Here is a 23,709-nt window from a genome sequence, read left to right on the forward strand (position 1 = left end):
ATACTGAAATCAAACATAAAACGAGGGGCTTGCCTCCTTTTAGGCAGCCCCTCGCCGGGTTTCAGATCTTATTTCATTTAATTATACACTACTTTTGCCCTTCTGTTAAATAAAAATTATACATGTATGTCGTAGACAGATCAAATAAGCTTATTGCTATTTGATAACAAGAGTATAGTCTTCAACTTCACCGTGATCAAATGTTTCACAAGGATCCGGTTGTGCATCATACTTCATTGTAACACGTACTCTGTATGAGCCGGGCTTTAATTTTTTAGGTAATTTAAGATTGCCGTTAATAATGTCTGATGTGTTTTGGTTAAGGAGCATCTCAGATAATTCAAAAATACCGTTGTTATCAAGGTCAATCCAAACAGTCCAAAAGCTATTATAAAGTATGCCGTCACGATACCCCGGAGCAAAGCGACAAGCCAATGAAGTGCCGGCTGTTGCTATGATCTTTTTTTGAGTATAATCACCATAACCAGTTTTGCTACCTTCAGTTATATTGGACATGCTTCCTATTGTAACTTCTTTTATATAAAGATATTGAGTCTCTCTTGACGCAGATGTGCAATACTGAGGTTCATCGGGGTCAGGTGTAGGGTTAGGATTTGGGTCGGGATCTGGTCCAGGAGGAGGAGTCTGACCTGGAGCAAACCCGATTATAATTTCTTGGTGTAAGTTATACCCATCAACACTCTTTGGGGCAGTGTTTAACCTGAAATATCCATCTGATCTTCCTCCCCATCCCCAGTTTATATGGAAGTAATCATTTTTAGAATAACCATCACAAACAAATGAGTGTCCTCCTGCATTATCATAACCTGCATATTGCACCGGACGTCTGGCATTTAGCTCTTTTTTTACTATGCCTATCCACTCTTCATCGGAGTACCCCCAACGGTAGACACATGCTACAGTGCTGGGATATTTATAATGTTTTTGGAGCATATTAGGGACTATTGTATGAGATGTGCCACTACCATTAGGGCTAAAGTTCATATTTAATCCTATTGCTACGCCATAACAGAACTTTGCTACTAAAGAATCCGGTGCGGTAAGTCTGGCTTTTGGCATGGCTTTCCAATCAAGCTTATAATTATAATCGAAGGATTGCACTCCATAGACGGCATGCTTGTAGCTGTGCACATCCCTTCCCGATTCGGGGTATTCCCAGTAGCGCATGATTTGTGCTGTAGCTGTAGCTACACAGCCCACCGGGCACTCATCAGGACAATAGTCATTGTAATATGGCTCTTGAGCCCAATGGATATCACCGAGAAGGGGGGCTACTGTAATGGTGTCTTGAGGATCAGTATATCTGCCCTTTAAGCTTGCGTTTCGCATTGACACAGTTTTATCATCAGCTTTAATATGCTTCCATGCATATTTAACCTCCTTTGAATAATAGGCAAGCAAGTCCTGCATGTTAGCAGGGATATCTTTGGGGTTAAAGGTTGATTCCGTAGAGTAACCAAATACGGGATAGGTCGCATCGGAAGCTGAAACGATAACAAAACCGGCTTTATTTACGTCAATAATGTAGTAAGTTGGTTTTTGTGTTTCTGAATTTCTCAAATTTGATTCCTGGGCATCGGTGTAAATAACTTTGAGCTCAGGGGGGGACGAAGTACGCATCCCGGGGGTGAGGTTTTCACTACCCATAAAAGTTGCGGCAATGTCCAAGGCTTGTTTTTCGTTTACAAAGCCCGATTCGTTAGGTTCGGCAGGATTTTCTTGTCTTGAGGCATAGTCATCCTTGGAGCACGAAAATAAAAGTAAAGTAGCGGATCCGGCAAGTAGAAGCCGCCAAAAGCGATTAAAATTACTCATGGTAAAAACTATTTTTAAATTATACAAATTTGGTGTTATTATGAAAGAAGGGCATTTTCATAGAACACCTTTTATTAATAAAAATTCAATACACAGGAATAGGTTTTTTTACCTCAGATTATACTATATATACATATAATATAGGTTGATAATACAGCATAATTCAAACTAAAATTAGTCAATATTTTGGTAATATAATGCATTTACTACCATCCTTGTCATTAATTATGATTATGTCATTTAAATTAACATATTTCTTTGTTGTTTGAAAAAATGAATGTATGTTATATCTCTCATTCTGATACACTGTCGTAATCATGGAAAAGGGGCTTGTCTCAAAATGAGACAGCCCCTCGCTTGGTTCTACATCTTATCTCTGTTATTAACACATTTATTTTGCCCTTCTGTTAAATAAAAAATGATACATATGTGTCGTAGCCAGATCAAGTAAGTTTCTTGCTATTTAATAACAAGAGTGTAGTCTTCAACTTCACCGTGATTAAATGTTTCACAAGGAGCCGGTTGTGCATCATACTTCATTGTAACACGTACTCTGTATGAGCCGGGCTTTAATCCTTTAGGTAAGTTAAGATTACCGTTAATAACATTTGAAGTATTTTGGTTAAGAATCATCTCGGATGATTCAAAAATACCGTTGTTATCAAGGTCAATCCAAGCCCCCCAGTAGTTGTTGTAAAGTCCACCATCGTAAACGCCTGGAACAAATCTACAAGCCAATGAAGTACCTGCTGTTGCTATGATCTTTTTTTGAGTGTAATCACCATAGCCAGTTTCACTACCTCCCGTCACATTTGACATATTGCCTATTGTAACTTCCTTGATATAGAGGTATTGTGTATATATTGATGCAGATGTACAGTACTTAGGAGCATCGGGGTCAGGTGTAGGATTAGGATCTGGGTCGGGATCCGGCCCGGGGGGAGGAGTCTGGCCTGGAGCGAACCCGATTACAATTTCTTGGTGTTTATTGAATCCTCCGTCACCACCTCCTGTGCCCAGATTATCAGGGTCAAGAGCATTTAGCTTGAAGTATCCGTCAGACATACCTCCCCATCCCCAGTTGATATGGAAGTAATCATTTTTAGAGTAGCCGTCACAAACAAATGAGTGACCGCCTCCGCTTCCACTCCCAGCATATTGCACAGGGCGCTTGGCATCCAACTCTCTTTTTACGAGGGCTATCCATTCTTTATCAGAGTGTCCCCAACGGTTAACGCTCGCTACAGTTTTAGGATATTTATAATGCTTTTGAAGCATAGTGGGTACGTCAAATTGGTATGCCCCGCTACCCTCGGTTGTAAAGCCCATGTTTATACCCACAGCCACGCCATAACAGAATTTTGCGACCAAAGAATCCGGTTTTGTGAGTTTGTGCTTGGGCATAGCCTTCCAATCCAGTTTATAATTGTAGTCGAAAGATTGTGTTCCATAAGTGGGATGGTTATAACTGTGCTTACCTGTACCTGATTCTGGATACTCCCAGTAGCGCATGATCTGTGCTGCCGCTGTTGCAACACATCCTACCGGACAACCTTTAGGGCAATAATCATTGTAGTACGGGCTTTGGTCCCAGTGGATATCGCCAAGAAGGGGAGCCACCGTAACCGTATCCTGTAATGAATCTTTTTTACCTCTCAACGCTGCGTTTCGCATAGCCACAGTTTTTTCATTAGTTTTGATATACTTCCAGGCATATTTAACCTCTTTTGAATATCCTGCAAGTAGTTGTTGCATGTTAGCCGGAATATTTTGGGGGGTAAAACGAGATTCTGTAGAATAGCCGAGTACAGGATAAGTTGCATCAGATCCTGATACAATAACGAATCCTTTTTTATTTACGTCTATTACATAGTAGCTTGGATTTTGATTTGAAGATGTTGCACTTTTCAAGTCTGAAGATTGAATGTCTGTGTAAATGACTTTCAAATCTTGAACTGATGTTGTGCGTAGTCCCGGAGCTAAGTTTTCGCTCTCCATAAAAGTTGCAGCGATGTCTAAAGCTTGTTTCTCTGTTACAAAACCAGATTCAGTAGGTTCTGTTGTACTTTCTTGTCTTGAACCTAACTCATCTTTTGTACACGAAAATAAAATTAAAACTGCGGATCCGGCAAGTAGGAGCCGCCAAAAACGATTAAAATTACTCATGGTAAATACTATTTTAAATTATACAAATTCGGTGCTGATTTGGAAGAAGGGCTTTTCCAATTCGCACCATTATTCAATAAAAAAATCAATACACAGCAAAAAAGTCTTATCTCTGATTATTTGTGAAACAATAATAGATTTGTCACAATATAATCTTCTATAATAAAAGACGTGATTATAATCTCATGATTAGAATATTTTACGTTTGTAATTTATTCTGATTTATAGAGGTTGGTCTGGTTATTATAGTAATGAATAGAGAGAATGGCGTAAATAAAGTTCGGCAGCTCTATTATTCGGTTTTCTATAATAGTCCTGTTTTTAAATCTGTTTTTAACTTTAGACTTAAAAATACAAATTGTAGTCTTGTTTTATCAATGGTTTTACATAGATCTCAAAACATCATTTTGAGATCTATGCAAAACCCATTAAATTTGTTTTCAGAAAATTATCTTCTAGGAGCAAATCCTACAATTATAGATTGTCTTGCGTTGAATCCTCCGGCTCCTCCACCTGTACCAAGATCACTTGGGTTAAGCGCATTTAGCAAGAAGTAACCATCTGAAGTTCCACCCCAGCCCCAGTTCATGTGATAGTAATTGTTTTTGGTGTATCCATCACATACAAAGGCATGACCACCTCTGCTTCCATGACCTGAATATTGCACGGGGCGCCTAGCATCTAATTCTTTACGTACTAATTTATGCCAATCTTTTACTTCGTATTGAGAGCGATAAGCAATTTGTACTGTAGAAGGATATTTATAATATGTCTTTAACATATTCGGTATATCCTCAGGGAGGGCTCCACTTCCTCTAGGGCTAAACTCCATATCCAAACCGACAGCTACTCCATAACAGAATTTCGCAACCAATGAATCAGCCTCTGACAACGTGGCTTTGGGCATTGATTTCCAATCAATATTGTATTCATAATTGAAAGATTGAGTTCCATAGACTTTATGTTTGTAGCTATGACTTCCTGTCCCTGATCTAGGGTATTCCCAATAACGCATAATCTGAGCTACAGCTGTTGCAGCACAACCAACAGGACATCCTTTGGGACAATAATCATTGTAATATGGATCTTGTGCCCATTTGATACTTCCCAATAAAGGAGCTACAACAATAGTATCTTGAGAATTTCTTGTTCTTCTGCTCAAAATAGAACTGCGCATAGCTTCTGTTTTTTCATTAGATTTGATATGCTTCCAAGCATATTTAATTTCTTTTGAATAATCAGAGAGCATATCCTGCATATTGGTAGGTATGTCCTTTGGATTAAAAGCTGATTCAGTAGAATAGCCAAGAACAGGATAAGTAGCATCTGATGCTGATACGATTACAAAGCCTTTTTTGTTTACATCAATAACATAATAAGTTGGCTTTTGATTAGAGTTTGCAGAGCTTTTCATACCAGAGCCTTGGGCATCAGTATAAATAACGCTTAGTTCTGGTTTTGATGATGCACGTAAATCCGGAGCAATATTGTCACTCTCCATAAAGGTTGCGGCAATGTCCAGCGCTTGTTTCTCTGTTACAAAACCGGATTCGGTTGGTTCGGTTGTGCCTTCTTGCTTTGAGGCTAAGTTGTCCTTAGTGCACGAAAATAAAAGTAAAACTGCGGAGCCGGCAAGTAAAAGCCGCCAAAAACGATTAAATCTACTCATGGTAAAAACTATTTTTAAATTATACAAAGTCGGTGATCGTTGGATATAAGAGCCTAACCCATTTTCACACCTTTATATTTAATAAAATTCAATACATAGCAAAAAAAGTCTTTTTACCGCGGATCATGTCTGCAATAATTTAGTATACATTGACATTGCAACATAATCCAACGTAAAAGTAATAAATATGTGTGGATTTCCAATACCTTTTATGAAATATAAATTATTTTATGGAAATTTTATTATACTATCTATATTCATGGTTGTTTTGTGTTTTAATCTGCCTGATGCGATGTATTTATTAAACTGATGTGTTTAGATCTAAATAAAAATGATATCATGTAGCATTATTATTTATAAATATAGGCATGGTGCTGCAAGAGTATGCATCCTTACTTGAGTTTTTGTTCTCTTAGATATTTTTCATTAATCTCCGATGGATAGCTCCGATTGGCAAATACACGAGTCCCATACGGACGTTTTGCCTAGGAGACACTTCTTTTAACCCCAAACCCGACACTCTACGTAAGGTTACCGAGTCATTGGTACATTACTTGAATGCAAAGTCATTCAACCTATAGCAGGTTTGAAGCAAAAGCATTTTCAAAAGAAGTATACAACCGTAGCCGGGACGACCTGCTGCATTGATACGGTTGAGATATTTTTTGTTGATAAACGTACGTATCCCAGGCCTATGTTTCATCAGATCTATTTGATTTAGATCCACCGTTGTGAATGGTGGAAAGTGTGAGTGTGATCATGATTTTGTGGAAATCCTGTCATATTGATATTTCAGATTGTTTGTCCGGGATCTTGACAAAGGGGGGGCAAATATTGTATCTTTGGGATGAACAGGGATGAAATTATAAACCAATATATAGAAGGAAATATGGGATCAATAGAGTATATATTACAGTATAATAGGTCGATGCCACAGGTAGTAAAGTGTGGAGAAGTACAAGGGGATAGCCACTTTACATCGCGCATATATCAGACCAAATATACATCTCTATTAATATATGTCAAGAATGCGTCAATAAAGCATTGTCCACTATTTGTTATATAAATGAGAAGCATTTATACTTGGCTGTGAAGCCGTAGGCTTTTGATTCTTTTCATCTTTTTTGTAATACTTTTTCTTATTTCATTATTCCCTTTCATTTCCTTCCTAAATCTTTCCATCATATCCTTCCAGGGCTCAATTAAATTGTACCGAAATATTTATAATATTTGGGGTGTGATGCTCTATTCTTATATGATAGGTGTGTTGACTTATCATATAAGGATAAAATCCTATCCTAATAGGTCGACTGACTTATTAGGCACGGACGACAGACTTATCATAATAGAATTTTACAGCCTAATCGAGAGCTAATAATTTTTGTATAGATGATTCGATATTTGTTTGTATCACGTGAGCTATATTTGTTTAGGAAGGCACGTTAGCTTGCCAGCTGCAATCAGATGTATTTGTAATAATCTTATTAGTCTGGCAATTACAGATTTACGAAAAAAATTTTGTGTCAGGAGTGATTGCTGTTCTGACATTATGATTCTATATGTTGCCGTAAAATGTTATTTTGATATCTTTTCTGTGATGTACAGTTATGACCAATAATATACTTTGACGTTAATAGGAATTAGGGGGGGAGTTATGCTGTTTTATTGATTGTCTTATGGCTTAGAAGTATTCCAATTGTTACTTATCTTGCTTTGTATAGCTGTACGATACTAAATGTAAAGTCAAACTTATCAAAGATGGATAGATAATATTGGATAAGAATAAGAACTGATTGTCAGTTGTGATTTCACTCTAGAACAAAAATAGATCTATTCTGTTTTAAATTATTGTAATTCAGTTTCTAATGTAATGATTGGAGGATGGGGATGATATTCTTAGCTTGAATGCTCGTAAGGCTATTTTGATTATCAATAGGAGGACTGAGGGTAATTGGGTGGTATAAAGAGCTTCTCGCACGATTCTTTTGTTCAATTGCAAATTTTGTATAATTTCGTTGCCCGAACTTAACGGAAGAAATTCAATTTTAATACAATGCTGTATTTTTCGGAAAAATGATTTGTACCTTATCAAAAATAGGGTTCATGATACAATACACCTCTTAGAATATGATGAGTAAAGGGTAATATACTCATGCTTGGGAAGAGGCGTTACTCTGTGTAAGTCTTGTTGAGAATGGATTTTAATATTTTTCTTAACTTTGTTATAATAGGGTGCAATTTCATTCACCCTCAAAGAGTTTTTTACATAGAAGCAAATTAGATTAAACATAAGCGATGAACGATTTTAAAAAATATGCTACTCGTCATTTAGGGATGAATAGCTTAGCTTTGGACAATTATATGGACATCCAAAGCAGTTATATATCTCCTACTATCATTGAAGAGCGTCAGCTCAATGTAGCTCAGATGGATGTTTTCTCGAGACTCATGATGGATAGGATTATCTTTCTGGGAACACAGGTCGATGATTATACAGCCAATGTGATACAAGCACAGCTTCTTTATCTTGACAGTAGCGACCCGGGTAAAGATATCTCTATTTATATCAATTCTCCCGGAGGATCTGTATATGCCGGCTATGGTATATATGATACCATGCAGTACATATCATGTGATGTTTCTACTATATGTACAGGTATGGCAGCTTCGATGGCCTCCGTATTGCTTGTTGCGGGAGCCAAAGGTAAGCGTTTTGCTCTGCCTCATTCCAGAGTGATGATTCACCAACCGCTGGGTGGTATGCAGGGACAGGCCAGTGACCTTGAGATTGCCGCACGAGAGATACTTCGTGTGAAGAAGGAACTCTATTCTATTATTTCGGAACATTCCGGCAGACCCATAGAGGTTGTGGAGCGTGATAGCGATCGTGACTATTGGATGACTGCTTCGGAAGCCATGGAATATGGAATGATTGATAAGATATTGAAACGCGATTAATGGCAAAGAAAAATAGTATGGGACACCACTGCGACTTTTGTGGTCGCAGCGAAAATGAAACCGGCATTTTACTTCAGGGGCTCAACTCCTCTATTTGTATGGAGTGTGCTGTGAGGGCTTCCGAGATTGTAAAAGAGATGGAGGAGGCAAACCAAGAAGCTAAACTGCAGGATCTAAAAGAACAACCGCTGCCTAAGCCTATGGAGATCAAAAAACATTTGGATCAATATGTAGTAGGACAGGACGAAGCCAAGAGGTATCTTTCTGTAGCGGTTTACAATCACTATAAACGCTTGTTGCAAAAAGACGATAGCAACGATGTGGAAATAGAAAAAAGCAATATCCTGATGCTTGGGCCTACCGGTACAGGTAAGACTTTACTTGCCAAAACTATAGCTCGTATGCTCAATGTGCCTTTTGCTATGGTAGATGCCACTGTGCTTACACAAGCCGGATATGTGGGCGAAGATATTGAAAGCATACTTACCCGATTGCTTCAGGCATCGGACTACAATGTCAAAGAGGCAGAGCGAGGCATTGTTTTTATTGATGAAATAGATAAGATAGCTCGTAAGTCTGACAACCCGTCTATCACCCGTGACGTGAGTGGTGAGGGAGTGCAACAAGGTTTGCTCAAACTCCTTGAGGGATCTATTGTAAATGTACCGCCACAAGGCGGACGCAAACATCCTGAGCAAAAGCTTATTGCTGTGAATACGCACCATATCCTGTTTATATGTGCGGGAGCTTTTGATGGCATTGAGAGCAAAATTGCTCATCGACTGAATACTAGAGTGGTGGGGTATACCTCTGCTGCTAATGATAAAAAGATCGAGCGAGACAATCTGCTTAAATATGTGAATGCACAAGATCTCAAAGCTTTTGGTCTTATTCCGGAGATTATTGGGCGTTTGCCGATTATCACTTATTTGCACCCACTTGATAAGGAGACGCTGAGAAAAATCCTTATCGAACCCAAAAATGCTATTATTAAACAATACGCCAAGCTTTTTGAGATGGATGGAGCTGAACTTCATTTTGACGATGAGGCACTGGATTATATTGTAGATAAAGCTATGGAGCATAAACTTGGAGCTCGAGGCTTGCGCTCTATAGTCGAGGCTATAATGATAGATAGCATGTATACAGCTCCTTCCCAAAACTTGAAAGAATTTAGGGTAACTAAGGAATATGCTCAAAAACAATTTGAGTTAAATGCATAAATGTTTATCTTGACGATGTATTTCAATTGATATTTTATATAAATTAGTAGAAACTATTACTCGGTTTATCATGGCGGAAAAGTATGACCTTTTAAAAGCTTTAAAAGATCATTTTGGATTTGATTCTTTTAAAGGCAACCAACAGGCTATTATTGAACATGTTTTGATGGGCCGTGATACGTTTGTACTAATGCCTACCGGTGGAGGCAAGAGTTTGTGTTACCAGCTCCCGGCTTTGCTTATGGAAGGTACGGCAGTAATAATATCGCCACTAATAGCTTTGATGAAAAATCAGGTGGATGCTATCAGGGGATACTGCCGTGAAGACGGGGTAGCTCACTTCATGAACTCTTCGCTCAATAAGAATCAATTGGAGTGCGTAAAAGAAGACATACGGCGAGGTATAACCAAAATGCTATACGTAGCACCGGAATCCCTGACCAAAGAAGATAATATAGCATTTCTACGCTCTATCAATATCTCTTTCTATGCTATTGACGAAGCTCATTGTATCTCGGAGTGGGGGCATGATTTCCGTCCGGAGTATAGGCGTATCAGACCTATCGTTTCGGAAATAGGGGAGCATCCTATTGTAGCGCTTACAGCTACAGCTACACCTAAAGTGCAGCATGATATTCAGAAAAACTTGGGTATGGAAGATGTAGCTATTTTTAAAAGTTCATTTAACCGACCCAACTTATTTTATCAGATTAAGCCTAAAAATGAGGGTGTTGACAAGGATATTGTAAAATTTATTTTGTCTCAACCCCAAAAGAGTGGCATTATCTATTGCATGAGTCGCAATAAGGTTACTACCTTTGCGCAAGTACTCCAAGCCAACGGAATTAAGGCTTTGCCATATCATGCCGGGCTTGATGCCAAAGAAAGAGCAGAGAATCAAGATGCTTTTATTGAAGAAAGAGTTGATGTTATAGTTGCTACCATCGCTTTCGGAATGGGAATTGACAAGCCGGATGTACGCTATGTAATACACTATGATATGCCCAAAAGCATCGAGGGGTATTATCAGGAGACAGGACGTGCCGGACGTGATGGTGGAGAAGGCAAGTGTATTGCTTATTATAGACCGGAAGACTTGGATAAGTTGGAGAAGTTTATGAAAAACAAACCTATTTCCGAGCAGGAAATAGGACGCCAGCTCCTTGGAGAGACAGCCGCTTATGCCGAGTCAAGTATATGCAGACGCATATTTCTTCTCAACTATTTTGGAGAGGAGTACAAGAGTGATAATTGTGGAAGTTGTGATAATTGTTTGATGCCTAAAAAGAAGGTGGAAGCTAAAGAATTACTATTAAATGTATTAGAAGTCGTGGACACTCTTAAAGAGAAGTTCAAAACCGACTATGTAATCAAAATTTTACGTGGAGAAACCAATGCCGACATAGAATCTTTCGGACATGAAAATCTGGAATGTTTTGGAATTGGAAAAGAAGAGGATGAAAATTTATGGAACGCTGTAATACGTCAGGCTCTCATCAGTGGTTATCTCGATAAAGACGTAGAGACATATGGAGTGCTAAAGATGACTCAAGCGGGAAAGAAGTTTATTAAAAAGCCCGTGAGTTTCAAAGTTGTGGATGAGAATGACGAGGAAGAAGTGGATGATGACAATGCTTCTCGTTCGGGAGGAGGTTCCGGTGGAGCTGTAGATCCTGTGCTCTTTTCCATGATGAAGGACTTGAGGAAAAAGATGGGGGCTCAGAACAAAGTCCCACCCTATGTTATTTTCCAAGATTCGTCTTTGGAATCAATGGCTACGTTTTACCCAGTTACCCTGGACGAATTGCAAAATATACCCGGAGTGGGAGCCGGCAAGGCTGCTCGCTATGGGGCCAAATTTGTGGAGTTGATCAAGCGTCATGTCGAAGACAATGACATTGAGCGACCCGAAGATATGCGTGTGCGTACACTGCCCAATAAGTCCAAGATGAAAGTTAGTATCATACAGCAAATAGACCGCAAGGTTGCCTTGGATGATGTGGCTATGAGCCATGGGCTTGACTTCGATGCATTGCTTTCAGAAATAGAAGCTATTGTGTATTCGGGTACACGTATAAATATCAGCTACTTTATTGAGGAGGCCATGGATGAAGATCATCAGGAAGATATCTTCCAGTATTTCAAGGAATCTACGACTGACAGCCTTGATGCCGCTATGGATGAGTTGGGCGATGACTATACAGAGGAGGAGATACGTCTTGTGCGAATAAAGTTCCTTTCCGAATTAGCAAATTAATAAACAGGTGAGTGTATGCTTTTCAAAAAACGTAAGGCATATGCTTACTTTTATATCATAAAAAATTGATGAAGAAGTTTTTTGTTGCACCGTTATTGTTTGCCTTTTTGGCAGCATTGTCATTTGTGCCTGCACAGGCTCAAAAAAAGAATGTAATAGACGAGGTGGTATGGATGGTTGGCGACGAGCCCATCTTGCGTTCTGATATTGAAGCTGAAAAAATCAATATGAAGATGTTGAACATGGGCTTCGACGGTGATCCGGATTGTTTTATTCCGGAACAGATCGCCATTCATAAACTCTTCCTCAATCAGGCCAAGATCGATAGTATTCAGGTTGATGATATTCAAGTTAACCGTTTTGTGGAATCACGCCTACAATATTTAGTCAATCAGGCCGGATCAAGAGAGAAGCTTGAGGAATATTACTCCAAGAAATACTCTCAGATACGTGAAGATCTGCGTCATCAAGTCAAAAATAATAATATCATAGAGCAGATGCAGAATAAAATAGCGTCTGATGTGAAGGTGTCTCCGTCTGAGATCCGTAAGTTTTTTGAGAGTATGCCGGTAGATAGTCTTCCCTTTATACCTACCACCGTGGAAGTACAGATAATTACCTCAAAGCCTCAGGTGTCCATGTCTGAGATCGATGCTATAAAAGAGCGTCTTAGAGAATTTTCAGATGAAATCAATTCAGGGAAAAGAGACTTCTCTACTATTGCTCGTCTCTATTCCGATGATAGGCGTACTGCTGCGCAGGGGGGGGAATATGGCTTTACAAGTAAGTCGGTTTTGGAATCTGATTTTGCCGGCACTGTCTTCAATCTTACAGATACGAAGAAAGTTTCGCCTATTGTCAAAACTGAAGAAGGTTACCATATCGTGCAGTTGATAGAGAGACGTGGTGATTTGGTGAATTTCAGGCAAATCCTTTTGCGCCCTGCAATTGCTGACAGTGCTTTGCAAAACTCCATTTCTAAGCTTGATTCTATCAAGACCCTCATTGGTGATAATAAATTGACTTTTGAAAAAGCGGTAGACTTCTTCTCGGATGACAATAATACCAGAAACAATCAAGGTCTTATGGTCAATAATAAGAATGAAAGTGCCTTTAGCGGTTCATCTATGTTTACCTACGAAGAACTTCCGCAAGATATAAGCCGTAAAGTATATGGCATGAAAAAGGGGGAAGTATCGGCTCCTTTCATTATGACCAATGATAAAGGCGTAAAGGAGGTAGCAATAGTAAAACTCAAAAATATTACTGAAGGGCATAAAGCGAATATGAATGCCGATTTCCAGAAAATCAACGAACTGGCTATTGAGAAGAAACGCAATGAAGTCCTTGACTCATGGATCAGAAGGAAGCAAAAGGAAACCTACGTGTTTATCAATGAGAGGTATAGGGATTGCAAATTTAAGTATCCTAATTGGGTTCATAAAGACAAGTAATGCCTGCCGGAACAAAGCATAATAGTAGAATGAAGCCGCTTATTGTGCTCCTGCTTATAGGAGCATATTTAGGCGTGAGTGCTCAATGGTTTGCGGGATCTCATGCTTATGGGACTTCCGCATTTGGGCTCTTAAAAGACACTATAACTAAGAGGGACGGAACTCCCCCGCAAAAATCTCGTATTATATTAGATCATGCGGATCAATTGACATTCGACAAAGATATTAATCCTAATGCACAGCGGTTATTGGGCAATGTAGCCTTTACTCATGGTAATGCTCGGATGTTTTGTGATAGTGCATATATTGATGAACAGACGCAGACTTTTGAAGCCTTTGGTAATGTGCATATGATACAAGCAGATACCGTTAATATCTACGCCCAGTATTTGTATTACGATGGTATTCAGAAATTAGCTAAGCTTCGTAACAATGTAAGGCTTGAGAATAGAAAGACAACGCTCTATACCGATAGTCTTGATTATGACCGTGTAGCCGACCTTGCTTACTATTTTGATGGAGGCACTATTGTAGACTCACTCAATACACTTACATCAGACTATGGACAATACTCTCCGCAGACTGATGATGCAGAGTTCCGAGATAATGTGAAGCTCGAGAATGATAAGGCTGTCATGCATACCGAAATATTGTTTTATAATACCAAAACCCAGATAGGGCGTTTTGAAGGTCAGACCACTATAGAGTCTGATTCAGGTATGATAGTCTCTACACGCGGTGTGTATGACTCTCAAAAAGATTTGTCTATACTTCTTGATCGCTCATTGGTTCAATCCGGAGCTAAGACTCTTACCGGTGATTCTATCTATTATGATCGAAAGAATCTTTTTGGAGAAGCTTTCGGTAATATGCAAATAAGTGATACGGTAAAAAAAGTATCTCTTTTCGGTGATTATGGTTATTATGACGAAAATCGTGATTACGCTTTTACTACATCGAAAGCTTTTGTCATGGACTTTTCCAAAGCTGATACCTTATACATAGGTGCTGATACTTTGGAGCTGATTACATGGGGAAAAGAGAAAAAGCCTGTAGCAAAATCCGATGCTAAGCCAATCAATGACTCACTCCCGTCAAAGACTTTGTCTCCAAATGATACTACGGTAAATCATATCCTCAAGGCATATCATCACGTCAAGGTTTACCGGAAAGATGTACAAGCTGTTTCTGACTCTTTGGTGGGAATCTCCATAGATTCTATTATGTATATGTACGGATCACCTGTAATGTGGAATGAAAATTATCAGTTATCGGGCGATACGGTACGTTTTGATTTCAAAAAAGAAAAACTTGATAAGGCATATATATTCTCCAATGCATTTGTTCTTGAGGACCTGAAAGAAGATAGATTCAATCAGGCCAAAGGTGATTGGATGAAGGTTATTATGCGAGATTCTTTGGCAAAGCAAATAGAGATACATGGCAAAGCCGAGTCTATTAATTATCTCAAAGAAGAGAATGATACTACTTATTCAGGTCTCAATAGGATTAAGTCTGATGGTAATTATATTTACTTGAACGAAGCTGGCAAATCAGAAAAAATACTATGGGTTGGTCCCGCAACCGGTAAAATATTTCCTTTGAGATTAGCTCGCACGGCTGAAGTGAATCAACTGGAAGGCTTCAAACTTCATAATGATATTAGGCCCAAAACAAGATACGATGTCATCTCAGGTATAGGTACAATAGACTCTACGGGTCAGGTTACTACTGCTTTACCTGATTACTCCAGATTCAAAGGTGCTGATGCAGCTTTGCGGGCATATAACTCATTAGCCGAGATAGCTAAAGCTGCTGCACAGGAGCGGCAAAAGGATGCTCAGGCTGAAGAACAGACCAAACTCTCTCCTTATATTTTGCGTGACAATAAAGACCGGGACATAGATATTCTTAAACAAATTATCAATCTATCATGGGTATTCAAAGTTTCTACAAGCAACGACGTCCAAGACAATTCGATCATAAGCCCATCTATTGGGATCCCAAAAAAGAGCAACTCGAAAAACGAATCCAGCGAATCAGAGAAGAAATGATTGAGCGGGGGGAGATTCATGAAAATGATTCATTCCTAGAAGAGCTTAAAAAAAGAGAATATGAAAAAAATATCACGATGGATGCCGAAAAACGTATCCGCGGTTCTTTTCTGGCCGGCACTTCTAATTTGAAGACTCAAAAAGACAAAGGCATTACTTCTTCTGATAGGTTTCAAAGTATCATTCGTTATATACTTATTATGCTTGTAATCGGTTTTATTTACTGGTATTTCTTTATGCGATGAGTGATATAATACATCTTTTACCGGATAGCATTGCCAATCAGATTGCAGCCGGTGAGGTTATTCAACGTCCGGCTTCTGTGGTTAAGGAATTACTTGAAAACTCAGTAGATGCAGGTGCTACCAAAATACGCTTAGACATCAGTGAAGCCGGAAGAGAAGTCATCAAGGTGTCGGATAATGGCAAAGGTATGTCTCCCAATGATGCTCGTATGGCTTTTGAACGCCATGCGACATCTAAGATATCTGACATAGAAGGGCTTTTTAAACTTAAAACTATGGGTTTCAGAGGTGAGGCCTTGGCTTCTATTGCTGCGGTAGCACAAGTGGAGCTTACCACTAAGCAGTCTGAGGCGCAGCTAGGCACTTTACTTACGATACATGGAAGTGAGGTACAGCATATAGAACCTGTAACAGCTTCTGAAGGCACTATTTTTACTGTAAGGAATCTTTTTTATAACGTACCGGCACGCCGTAAATTCCTTAAGACTAATGATACCGAATTCAGGCATATTATGACGGAATTTGAGCGTGTCGCCTTGGTCAATCCTGAAATATCTTTTTCTGTTTATAATAGTGGACAGTTGGTACAAGAACTCCCTGCAGCCTCTTTGCGAGGGCGTATCTTGAGTATTATGGGAGGAAAGTTGGATAAAGATCTGTTGCCGGTAAGTCTGCAAAGTCCATTAGCTAATGTAAGCGGATATGTGGGGCGGCCTGAAGGTGCACGTAAAAGAGGTGCTAATCAATTCTTCTTCGTCAACGGAAGGTTTATGCGCCATCCTTATTTTCATAAAGCTCTCATGATGGCATATGAGCAACTTATACCTGTAGGTGCATCACCGAATTATTTTATTTATTTCAATTTGGATCCGGCACTTATTGATGTCAATATACACCCCACCAAGACCGAGATCAAATTTGCTGATGAAAAGGCCATTTGGCAGTTGCTTATCGGTATTGTAAGAGAAACGCTCAGTTCATCTGTGGCTATGCCTTCTATTGATTTTGAACAAAGTCATCTTATTGATATCCCCGTTTATAAGGGACGTACTGAAGAATCTTTGAAGATGCCCGGCATGGGCTTAAAAGGTGATTATAATCCTTTTAGTCGTTCTTCTGGATCCGTTACTTCGCCTAATACACTTAATCGTCCTTTCCGTCCGCGTACGGAGCCTCAGATTGATTGGGCTGACCTGAAAAGTGATTTCGAGAAAGATGGAGAGATAATTTTACCATCGGACAATATTGATAGCATGCCTCAAAGCATACCAGATAAAGAGGATAATTTATTTGAAGAGGAGATATTAGACTCTACTTCTGAGTCTGTCTATGAAACTAAGGCAGTCTCGCTTACTCCTGTTGCATTGGATAATGTAGGGAAAAATGCTTTTTGCTATTTGTATAAGAATAGATATGTTGTTACGACCTTGAGCCGTGGTTTGGCTCTGATAGATTATCAGCGGGCACAAAAAAGAGTCCTTTATGAACAGTTTTTATCTGATTCTGCCAGTGGAGCCCTGGAGCAACAGCAGCTTATGTTTCCTGAGATTATAGAATTCCCACTCCGTAATGTCTCAACAGCGGAGAAGGTGATGGACGAAATGTCTTCATTAGGATTCGATTTCTCTCCTTTGGGACAAGGGACCTATTCGGTGCTTTCTGCACCTTCTCTTATTATAACAGAGGCTGTAGAGGTTGTAAGAGATATTATCGATACAACTATTGACACCGGTAAAACGGGTGCAGAGCAACTAATGGAACTTATAGCACTCAAGATTGCTGACTATAAATCCCGGTCAATAAGTAAATGTGTTTGCTTGGATGATGCTGAGATATTACTGGCACAACTCTTTGCTTCGGAAGAACCAACCTTTACTCCTGATGGGAAGCTTATCATATCCATTATAAACGAAACAGATATAGATAAAATGTTTAGTTGATGGAGGTGTATGCATGTATCAGCCTAGAATATATTTTAGATTAAACTTAGTAAACGGAAAGATTGAGTGACTGTTATTATATGTCTCATCTTATAAATTATTATACACATCTGTAATATCTTTCTTTGCTCGATGCGAGATTAAGTGTGATTTGAAATTACAAAATTGTTTCAATATGCATTTGGTAGGGCTATTTGTATTAGTTTTTATATATCAGGGGAGATATTTTCTGTGCGGTAATACTTAGCCGGCTAATTGTTATTTCATGGATTAGAGTTACCTTTGCGGGATAATCATCTAAAATATGGAGCAGGTTAAAGTAAAAGACTATACTTTTGAGCTATACCTTAAGCATGAGGTTATCCAACAAGCCATCAATGAGATGGCTGTAAAAATAAAGGCTGATTTCAAGGGTAAAGATCCTTTGTTCGTGTGTATTATGAACGGATCCTTTATGTTTGCGGCAGAGTTGATGTTGGCTATTGATGAGAGTTACGAGGTGGCTTTTGCTCGTTACTCCAGTTATGAGGGAACATCAAGTACAATGCAATTGAAAGAAATTATGCCCGTAACACAGTCACTTGAAGGGCGCACAGTTGTAGTGCTTGAAGATCTTATTGACACGGGTTATACTATGCAGTGTGTCAAAGATAGATTCCTGAATCTTGGTGCTAAAGAAGTCTATATTGCAGCAATGTTGATCAAGCCTGAGGCTTTGTTATGTGACGTAAAGACGGATTATATTGCGTTGGAAATAGAAAACAAATTCATTGTAGGGCATGGATTGGACTATGATGGCTTTGGACGAATGTACAAAGATATTTATCAGCTGAAGCAAGAGTGATTGTGTAAAGCTGGTGTTTTTTGATAAATCTTACTAATTAATTTCAAGAGAAGAGAAATGTTGAATTTGATTATTTTCGGTGCTCCCGGTTCGGGCAAAGGCACACAAAGTGAAGAGTTGATAAGTAAATATGGCTTTGACCATGTATCGACGGGAGATTTACTTCGCGCCGAAATGAAAGCAGAAAGCGAGCTGGGAAAGACCGCCAAGCAATATATTGACAATGGGCAGTTGGTTCCGGACTCTTTGATTATTGATATGATAGAAAAGGTGCTTGAGGAAAAGAAACCTCAAAAAGGCCTTATTCTTGATGGCTTTCCTAGAACAGTGGCTCAGGCTGAAGCCTTGGGCGAGTTACTTGCCAAGCATGATACACGTGTGCATGCTGTAATAGACTTGCAAGTTCCGGAGGAAGAACTGATCGATAGGCTTTTGAAGAGAGGTTTGGAAAGTGGACGTAGTGATGATAATTTGGAAACAATACAAAAGAGACTTCATGTTTATCATGCACAAACAGCTCCAATAGCAGAATATTATGCCTCAAAAGGGACTCATAATGCTATTTTAGGTACAGGGTCTATTGAGGACATCTCACATCGCATAAGTGAAGTTATCGATAAACTTTAATAACTTGCTTCTTTTGTAATGATGCAGAAAGGAATAGCGAACTTTTCGCTGTTTTTGAGATTGTGATCGCATTGATCATTCCACTATCGAGTATCAGAGCCTTTGTTTCTCTTTATATGCACGCATGAGTGTGTTATTATAGGAAGGGACAAAGGTTTAGTAATTTAAGTGATTTTCACAATATAAAAGTAAATAATATGGCAGCAGAGTCAAATTTTGTTGATTATGTAAAAATATATTGTCGTTCGGGAAAGGGCGGTAGAGGATCTTCTCATTTTAGGAGAGAGAAATATATACCCAAAGGAGGTCCCGATGGAGGTGATGGTGGCCGAGGAGGGCATATATACCTGCGTGCAAACAGAAATTACTGGACTTTGCTGCATCTCAAATATGACAGACATATTCTAGCGACCGCAGGAAAGTCAGGAAGTGCCAAAAGAAGCACCGGTGGTGATGGAGAAGACAGGGTCATAGAAGTGCCAACGGGCACTGTAGTATATGATGCAGAGACCGGGGAGTTTATCTGTGATCTTACTGAGCATGAACAGCAGGTAATGTTGTTGCGTGGGGGTAAGGGCGGAAAAGGCAATACTCACTTCAAAACATCAACTAATCAGGCTCCGAGATATGCTCAGCCGGGTGAACCTGCGCGCGAACGTACAATTATACTTCAACTCAAAATGCTTGCTGATGTAGGTCTTGTCGGTTTGCCCAATGCGGGTAAATCTACATTGTTGTCTGTTATTACAGCGGCAAAGCCTAAGATTGCCAATTATCCTTTTACTACACTCGAACCCAATTTGGGTATTGTATCATATCGGGATAATAAGTCTTTCGTAATGGCTGATATTCCGGGCATTATAGAAGGAGCTTCAGAGGGTAAAGGTTTGGGATTGAGATTTCTTAGACATATTGAGCGCAATGCTTTACTCCTCTTTATGATACCGGCGGATACACAGCATATTCGTGAAGAATACGAGTTGTTGCTCAGTGAGTTGGTCAAGTACAATGAAGATCTTGTAGGTAAGCGCAAGGTATTGGCTATAACTAAGTGTGACCTCATTGATGAAGAGCTGCAAGAGATGCTCAAAGCTGAGTTGCCTGAGGGATTACCTATTGTTTTTATCTCTTCAGTTGCACACATGGGACTTGACAAGCTTAAAGATACATTATGGCAAGAGCTCAATCGTGAAACAAAGCATGAAGCCCAGCGTATAGTGCATAAACCAATGGATATAACATCTCTTCAGTGGGATGATGAGGATGATTTTATACCGAAGTCTGATGAACAAGACGATGATGAATGGGATGAGGCAGATGAAGATTTTGAATTTGAGTTGGAAGAAGAAGGAGAAGACTCTATATATCCTGAAACAGATGATGAGGGCAAGAAATAGCTTACTAATCTATTGTTCTTAATTACCCCAAAAGATTCTGTGATGACTGTACCTAATATAACTTTTGACCCTCAGGTCTTAACCCTTTGTGCCGGTTTTAGAGTGGGGGTAATACGTTTTGATATTCAAGGAACCAAGGATACGGACTTACTTTACAACGATTTTGATGACTGCGGTATCGGAATGAAAAGGTATAATGTATCAGATCTAAAAGAACGTCCGGCTATTAAAGCCACACGTCTGGCATATAAAGCATTCGGTAAGGACCCCAATCGTTATAGACCAGCTGCTGAGCAGTTGGGCAGGCGTTTGTTGAATGATTTGGGGTTGTATCGCGTAAGTCCCCTGGTCGATTTTGGGAATCTTATTTCGCTATCCACAGGTTTTTCTGTAGGATTGTTCGATTTCGAGACCATACAAATGCCTATTTTATTCAGGGTGGGCATAGATAATGATGTGTTTGAAGGTATAGGTCGAGGTATAATGAATATAGCGGGACTACCGGTATATTGTGATGAGCATGGTCCTTTTGCTACTCCTACCAGTGATCATGAGCGTACTAAGATTCAGCAATATACTTCAAAGGTTTTGATGTTCATAAATGATTTTGGTTCTCAGTCTTTTTCAACTGATAGAGACCTCTTGGCAGATGCTCTTGCCGAGGTTAAACTTATGTTGCCAAAATACTTTGATGTTGTTGCGTTTGAAACAAATATTGAATCTCCAGTGTTATAACTATGACACAAAACGCCTTAAAAGCGAATAAAGATTTATATTAAAAAAACGAAGCAACAATGGTTCAGAAAATTGGAGAAAATGCAGGATGTGTGTGGAGAGCACTGAACGATTTTGGGAAGATGGACGTAAAACAACTCAAGAAAGTGACCAAAATCAGGTTGGATAAGGACCTCTATGCGGCTTTAGGCTGGCTGGCAAAAGAGGGGAAATTGAATTTTGAGGATGATGGAGATGACTTGAAAATATCCGTTATTTATTAATTTTTTCAATTTAAACATTACTTGGTTAAATTAGATAAGTAATATTTTGCATAAAACATATAATTACTTATCTTTGTTATCCGAAAGGTGTGTGGAGGAGGCGATAGACGGCTTTCTCCATTCTTTTTTTATGATTTTGAATTCAGACTTTTTTAATATGTAATCCTTTATGGTACAACAGGCATTAATAAAGACCCTTGTCGATGAGTTTATACAAACTCATGGAGTGGATTTGTTCCCAGTGGATGTAGTAGTCCATCCCGGCAATAGGATTGTGGTCGAAGTTGATAATGAAAAAGGTGTTTTTATTGACGACTGTGTAGCACTAAGTAAATATATTGAGTCCAAGTTGGAGCGTGAAGTGGAAGACTTCGAATTGGAAGTCGGCTCTTGTGGTTTGACCTCACCGTTCAAAGTCCTTCGCCAGTATACCAAGAATATTGATGGTGAGATTGAGGTATTGAGAAAAGGTGGAGTCAAAGAAAAAGGAATACTCAAGTCTGCAGATGATGATAAAATAACATTGCATGTAGAGCGTATGGTAAAGCCTGAAGGAGAGAAGAGAAAACGAAAAGTTGAAGCGTTGATTGAGATTCCGATGTCAGAGATACTTCAAGCAAAACGAGTAATAAAGATTTAAGAATTATAATAATTTATGGCCAAAAAGGAAGAAACTGTCAGCTTAATTGATTCGTTAGCTGAATTTAAAGAGCTTAAGAGTATTGATAAAGAGACAATGATTCACGTCTTGGAAGACTCTTTCCGCAATGTATTGGCGAAGATGTTCGGTTCTGACGAGAATTTTGACGTAATTATCAATCCTGAGAAAGGTGACTTTGAGATCTGGCGTACTCGCGTTGTTGTTGAAGACGGAGCAGTGAGTGATGCCAGTAAAGAAGTCGGTCTTACAGAATCCCATGTGATTGACCCTGAAGCTGAAGTTGGTGATGAGGTTACTGATTCGGTGAACTTTGCTGCTTTTGGCCGTAGAGCTGTATTGAATTTAAGACAAGCTTTGTCAAGTAAAATACTTGAATTGCAAAAGAGTAATTTCTATAATGTATTTTCACAAAAAGTGGGAGAGCTTGTTTCTGCCGAGGTATACCAAGTCTGGAAGCGTGAAGCATTGCTTATTGACGATGAAGGTAATGAGTTGCTTATGCCCAAGAACGAACAGATCCCCGGGGATTTTTTCAGAAAAGGTGAAACTGTTCATGCTGTTATTGAGCGCGTCGAGAACGAAAATAATAACCCTAAAGTTATTTTGTCTCGCACTAGCGGAGATTTTTTGAAAAGACTATTGGAGCTCAATGTGCCGGAAATAGCCGATGGACTTATTACAGTAAGAGCTGTGGCTCGTGTACCTGGAGAAAGAGCTAAGATTGCTGTTGAGTCTTATGACGACCGTATTGATCCTGTGGGAGCTTGTGTCGGCATGAACGGTTCACGTATCAGAGGTATTGTAAGAGAGCTCAAAGGCGAGAATATTGATGTTACCACCTATACATCCAATCCGATATTGTTTATACAGAGAGCGTTGAGCCCGGCCAAAGTTTCCGCTATCTCTTTGATTGAAGATGAGCAGAGAGCAGAGGTTTATTTGCGTCCTGATGAAGTGCCATTAGCTATAGGCAAGAATGCTTCAAACTTAAAATTGGCTTCATTGCTCACCGGTTACAGAATAGAAGTATTCCGTGATGTCGAAAACCAAGGAGAGGAAGATATTTACTTAGATGAATTCTCGGATGAAATCGATGCATGGGTAATTGATGTTCTCAAGAATATTGGTTGTACTACAGCTAAATCTGTTTTGCGTAAAACTCGTGAAGAGTTGATCAAAACAACTGACTTGGAAGAGTCTACTATTGATAATGTATTAGATATTCTCAAAGCAGAGTTTAGCGATATGGATGAAGAGTCTACTGATGATAGTGAAGAAAACTCTAATCATGAAATTCCTGAAGAAGGTGCCGCGGAGGCTGTAGAAGATGAAGAGATTGAAAAACCTTAAGATAGTAGGGATGAAAAATGAGTAATATAT

The 23,709-nt window shown here is 39.2% G+C and carries 18 protein-coding genes; 14 read left to right on the plus strand and 4 right to left on the minus strand.

From position 1 onward, the window contains the following. Positions 1 to 156: 156 nt before the first annotated feature. The 4 genes from VYJ22_RS05555 to VYJ22_RS05570 all read right to left on the minus strand — a co-directional run bounded on the left by VYJ22_RS05555 (position 157) and on the right by VYJ22_RS05570 (position 6,374). Positions 157 to 1,836, minus strand: coding sequence for a C10 family peptidase (locus VYJ22_RS05555; protein ID WP_329905530.1), 1,680 nt, complete (start codon positions 1,834 to 1,836; stop codon positions 157 to 159). A gap of 459 nt (positions 1,837 to 2,295) precedes the next feature. Next, a complete protein-coding gene (locus VYJ22_RS05560) occupies positions 2,296 to 4,002 on the minus strand; it encodes a C10 family peptidase (RefSeq protein ID WP_329905531.1) in 1,707 nt (568 codons plus the stop codon). A 448-nt stretch (positions 4,003 to 4,450) separates the two neighbouring features. Further along, complete coding sequence (locus VYJ22_RS05565; protein ID WP_329905532.1) at positions 4,451 to 5,671, minus strand: C10 family peptidase; 1,221 nt, start codon at positions 5,669 to 5,671, stop codon at positions 4,451 to 4,453. Between the two features lie 550 nt (positions 5,672 to 6,221). Continuing rightward, positions 6,222 to 6,374, minus strand: coding sequence for a hypothetical protein (locus tag VYJ22_RS05570; RefSeq protein WP_329905533.1), 153 nt, complete (start codon positions 6,372 to 6,374; stop codon positions 6,222 to 6,224). Positions 6,375 to 7,966: 1,592 nt separating this feature from the next. On the opposite strand from VYJ22_RS05570, the gene clpP reads away from it, so the two are divergent. From clpP to nusA, 14 genes are all read left to right on the plus strand, one after another. Then, complete coding sequence (clpP, locus tag VYJ22_RS05575) at positions 7,967 to 8,629, plus strand: ATP-dependent Clp endopeptidase proteolytic subunit ClpP (protein WP_329905534.1); 663 nt, start codon at positions 7,967 to 7,969, stop codon at positions 8,627 to 8,629. After that, a complete protein-coding gene (gene clpX, locus VYJ22_RS05580; RefSeq protein ID WP_329905536.1) occupies positions 8,629 to 9,852 on the plus strand; it encodes an ATP-dependent Clp protease ATP-binding subunit ClpX in 1,224 nt (407 codons plus the stop codon). The genes clpP and clpX overlap by 1 nt, the downstream gene beginning before the upstream one ends. A gap of 70 nt (positions 9,853 to 9,922) precedes the next feature. After that, a complete protein-coding gene (gene recQ / locus VYJ22_RS05585; RefSeq protein ID WP_329905537.1) occupies positions 9,923 to 12,109 on the plus strand; it encodes a DNA helicase RecQ in 2,187 nt (728 codons plus the stop codon). 68 nt (positions 12,110 to 12,177) lie between these two features. Continuing rightward, positions 12,178 to 13,563, plus strand: coding sequence for a peptidylprolyl isomerase (locus VYJ22_RS05590; RefSeq protein ID WP_329902912.1), 1,386 nt, complete (start codon positions 12,178 to 12,180; stop codon positions 13,561 to 13,563). A gap of 29 nt (positions 13,564 to 13,592) precedes the next feature. Then, positions 13,593 to 15,617: an OstA-like protein gene (locus VYJ22_RS05595; RefSeq protein WP_329902913.1), complete on the plus strand. Its 2,025-nt coding sequence runs from the start codon at positions 13,593 to 13,595 to the stop codon at positions 15,615 to 15,617. Next, positions 15,614 to 15,862: a hypothetical protein gene (locus VYJ22_RS05600; RefSeq protein ID WP_329902915.1), complete on the plus strand. Its 249-nt coding sequence runs from the start codon at positions 15,614 to 15,616 to the stop codon at positions 15,860 to 15,862. Before VYJ22_RS05595 ends, VYJ22_RS05600 begins: the two co-directional genes overlap by 4 nt. Beyond that, positions 15,859 to 17,802 carry a DNA mismatch repair endonuclease MutL gene (gene mutL / locus VYJ22_RS05605; RefSeq protein ID WP_329902917.1) on the plus strand — a complete coding sequence of 648 codons (1,944 nt, stop codon included), beginning with the start codon at positions 15,859 to 15,861 and terminating at the stop codon, positions 17,800 to 17,802. Before VYJ22_RS05600 ends, mutL begins: the two co-directional genes overlap by 4 nt. A 304-nt stretch (positions 17,803 to 18,106) precedes the next feature. Beyond that, positions 18,107 to 18,646, plus strand: a complete 540-nt coding sequence (locus VYJ22_RS05610) for a phosphoribosyltransferase (protein ID WP_329902918.1) — start codon at positions 18,107 to 18,109, stop codon at positions 18,644 to 18,646. A 57-nt stretch (positions 18,647 to 18,703) separates the two neighbouring features. After that, positions 18,704 to 19,273, plus strand: coding sequence for an adenylate kinase (locus VYJ22_RS05615; protein WP_329902919.1), 570 nt, complete (start codon positions 18,704 to 18,706; stop codon positions 19,271 to 19,273). Positions 19,274 to 19,470: 197 nt separating this feature from the next. Then, a complete protein-coding gene (obgE, locus tag VYJ22_RS05620) occupies positions 19,471 to 20,670 on the plus strand; it encodes a GTPase ObgE (RefSeq protein ID WP_329902921.1) in 1,200 nt (399 codons plus the stop codon). 42 nt (positions 20,671 to 20,712) lie between these two features. Continuing rightward, on the plus strand, positions 20,713 to 21,405 hold the full coding sequence (locus VYJ22_RS05625) for a B3/B4 domain-containing protein (protein WP_329902922.1): 693 nt from the start codon (positions 20,713 to 20,715) through the stop codon (positions 21,403 to 21,405). Positions 21,406 to 21,464: 59 nt separating this feature from the next. Next, complete coding sequence (locus VYJ22_RS05630; protein WP_329902923.1) at positions 21,465 to 21,668, plus strand: winged helix-turn-helix domain-containing protein; 204 nt, start codon at positions 21,465 to 21,467, stop codon at positions 21,666 to 21,668. A 169-nt stretch (positions 21,669 to 21,837) separates the two neighbouring features. Then, on the plus strand, positions 21,838 to 22,308 hold the full coding sequence (gene rimP, locus VYJ22_RS05635) for a ribosome assembly cofactor RimP (RefSeq protein WP_329902924.1): 471 nt from the start codon (positions 21,838 to 21,840) through the stop codon (positions 22,306 to 22,308). Positions 22,309 to 22,323: 15 nt separating this feature from the next. Next, positions 22,324 to 23,679, plus strand: coding sequence for a transcription termination factor NusA (gene nusA, locus VYJ22_RS05640; RefSeq protein WP_329902925.1), 1,356 nt, complete (start codon positions 22,324 to 22,326; stop codon positions 23,677 to 23,679). The last annotated feature ends 30 nt before the right edge of the window (positions 23,680 to 23,709 follow it).

The organism is Porphyromonas pogonae, from assembly GCF_036320655.1.
Taxonomy (GTDB): domain Bacteria; phylum Bacteroidota; class Bacteroidia; order Bacteroidales; family Porphyromonadaceae; genus Porphyromonas; species Porphyromonas pogonae.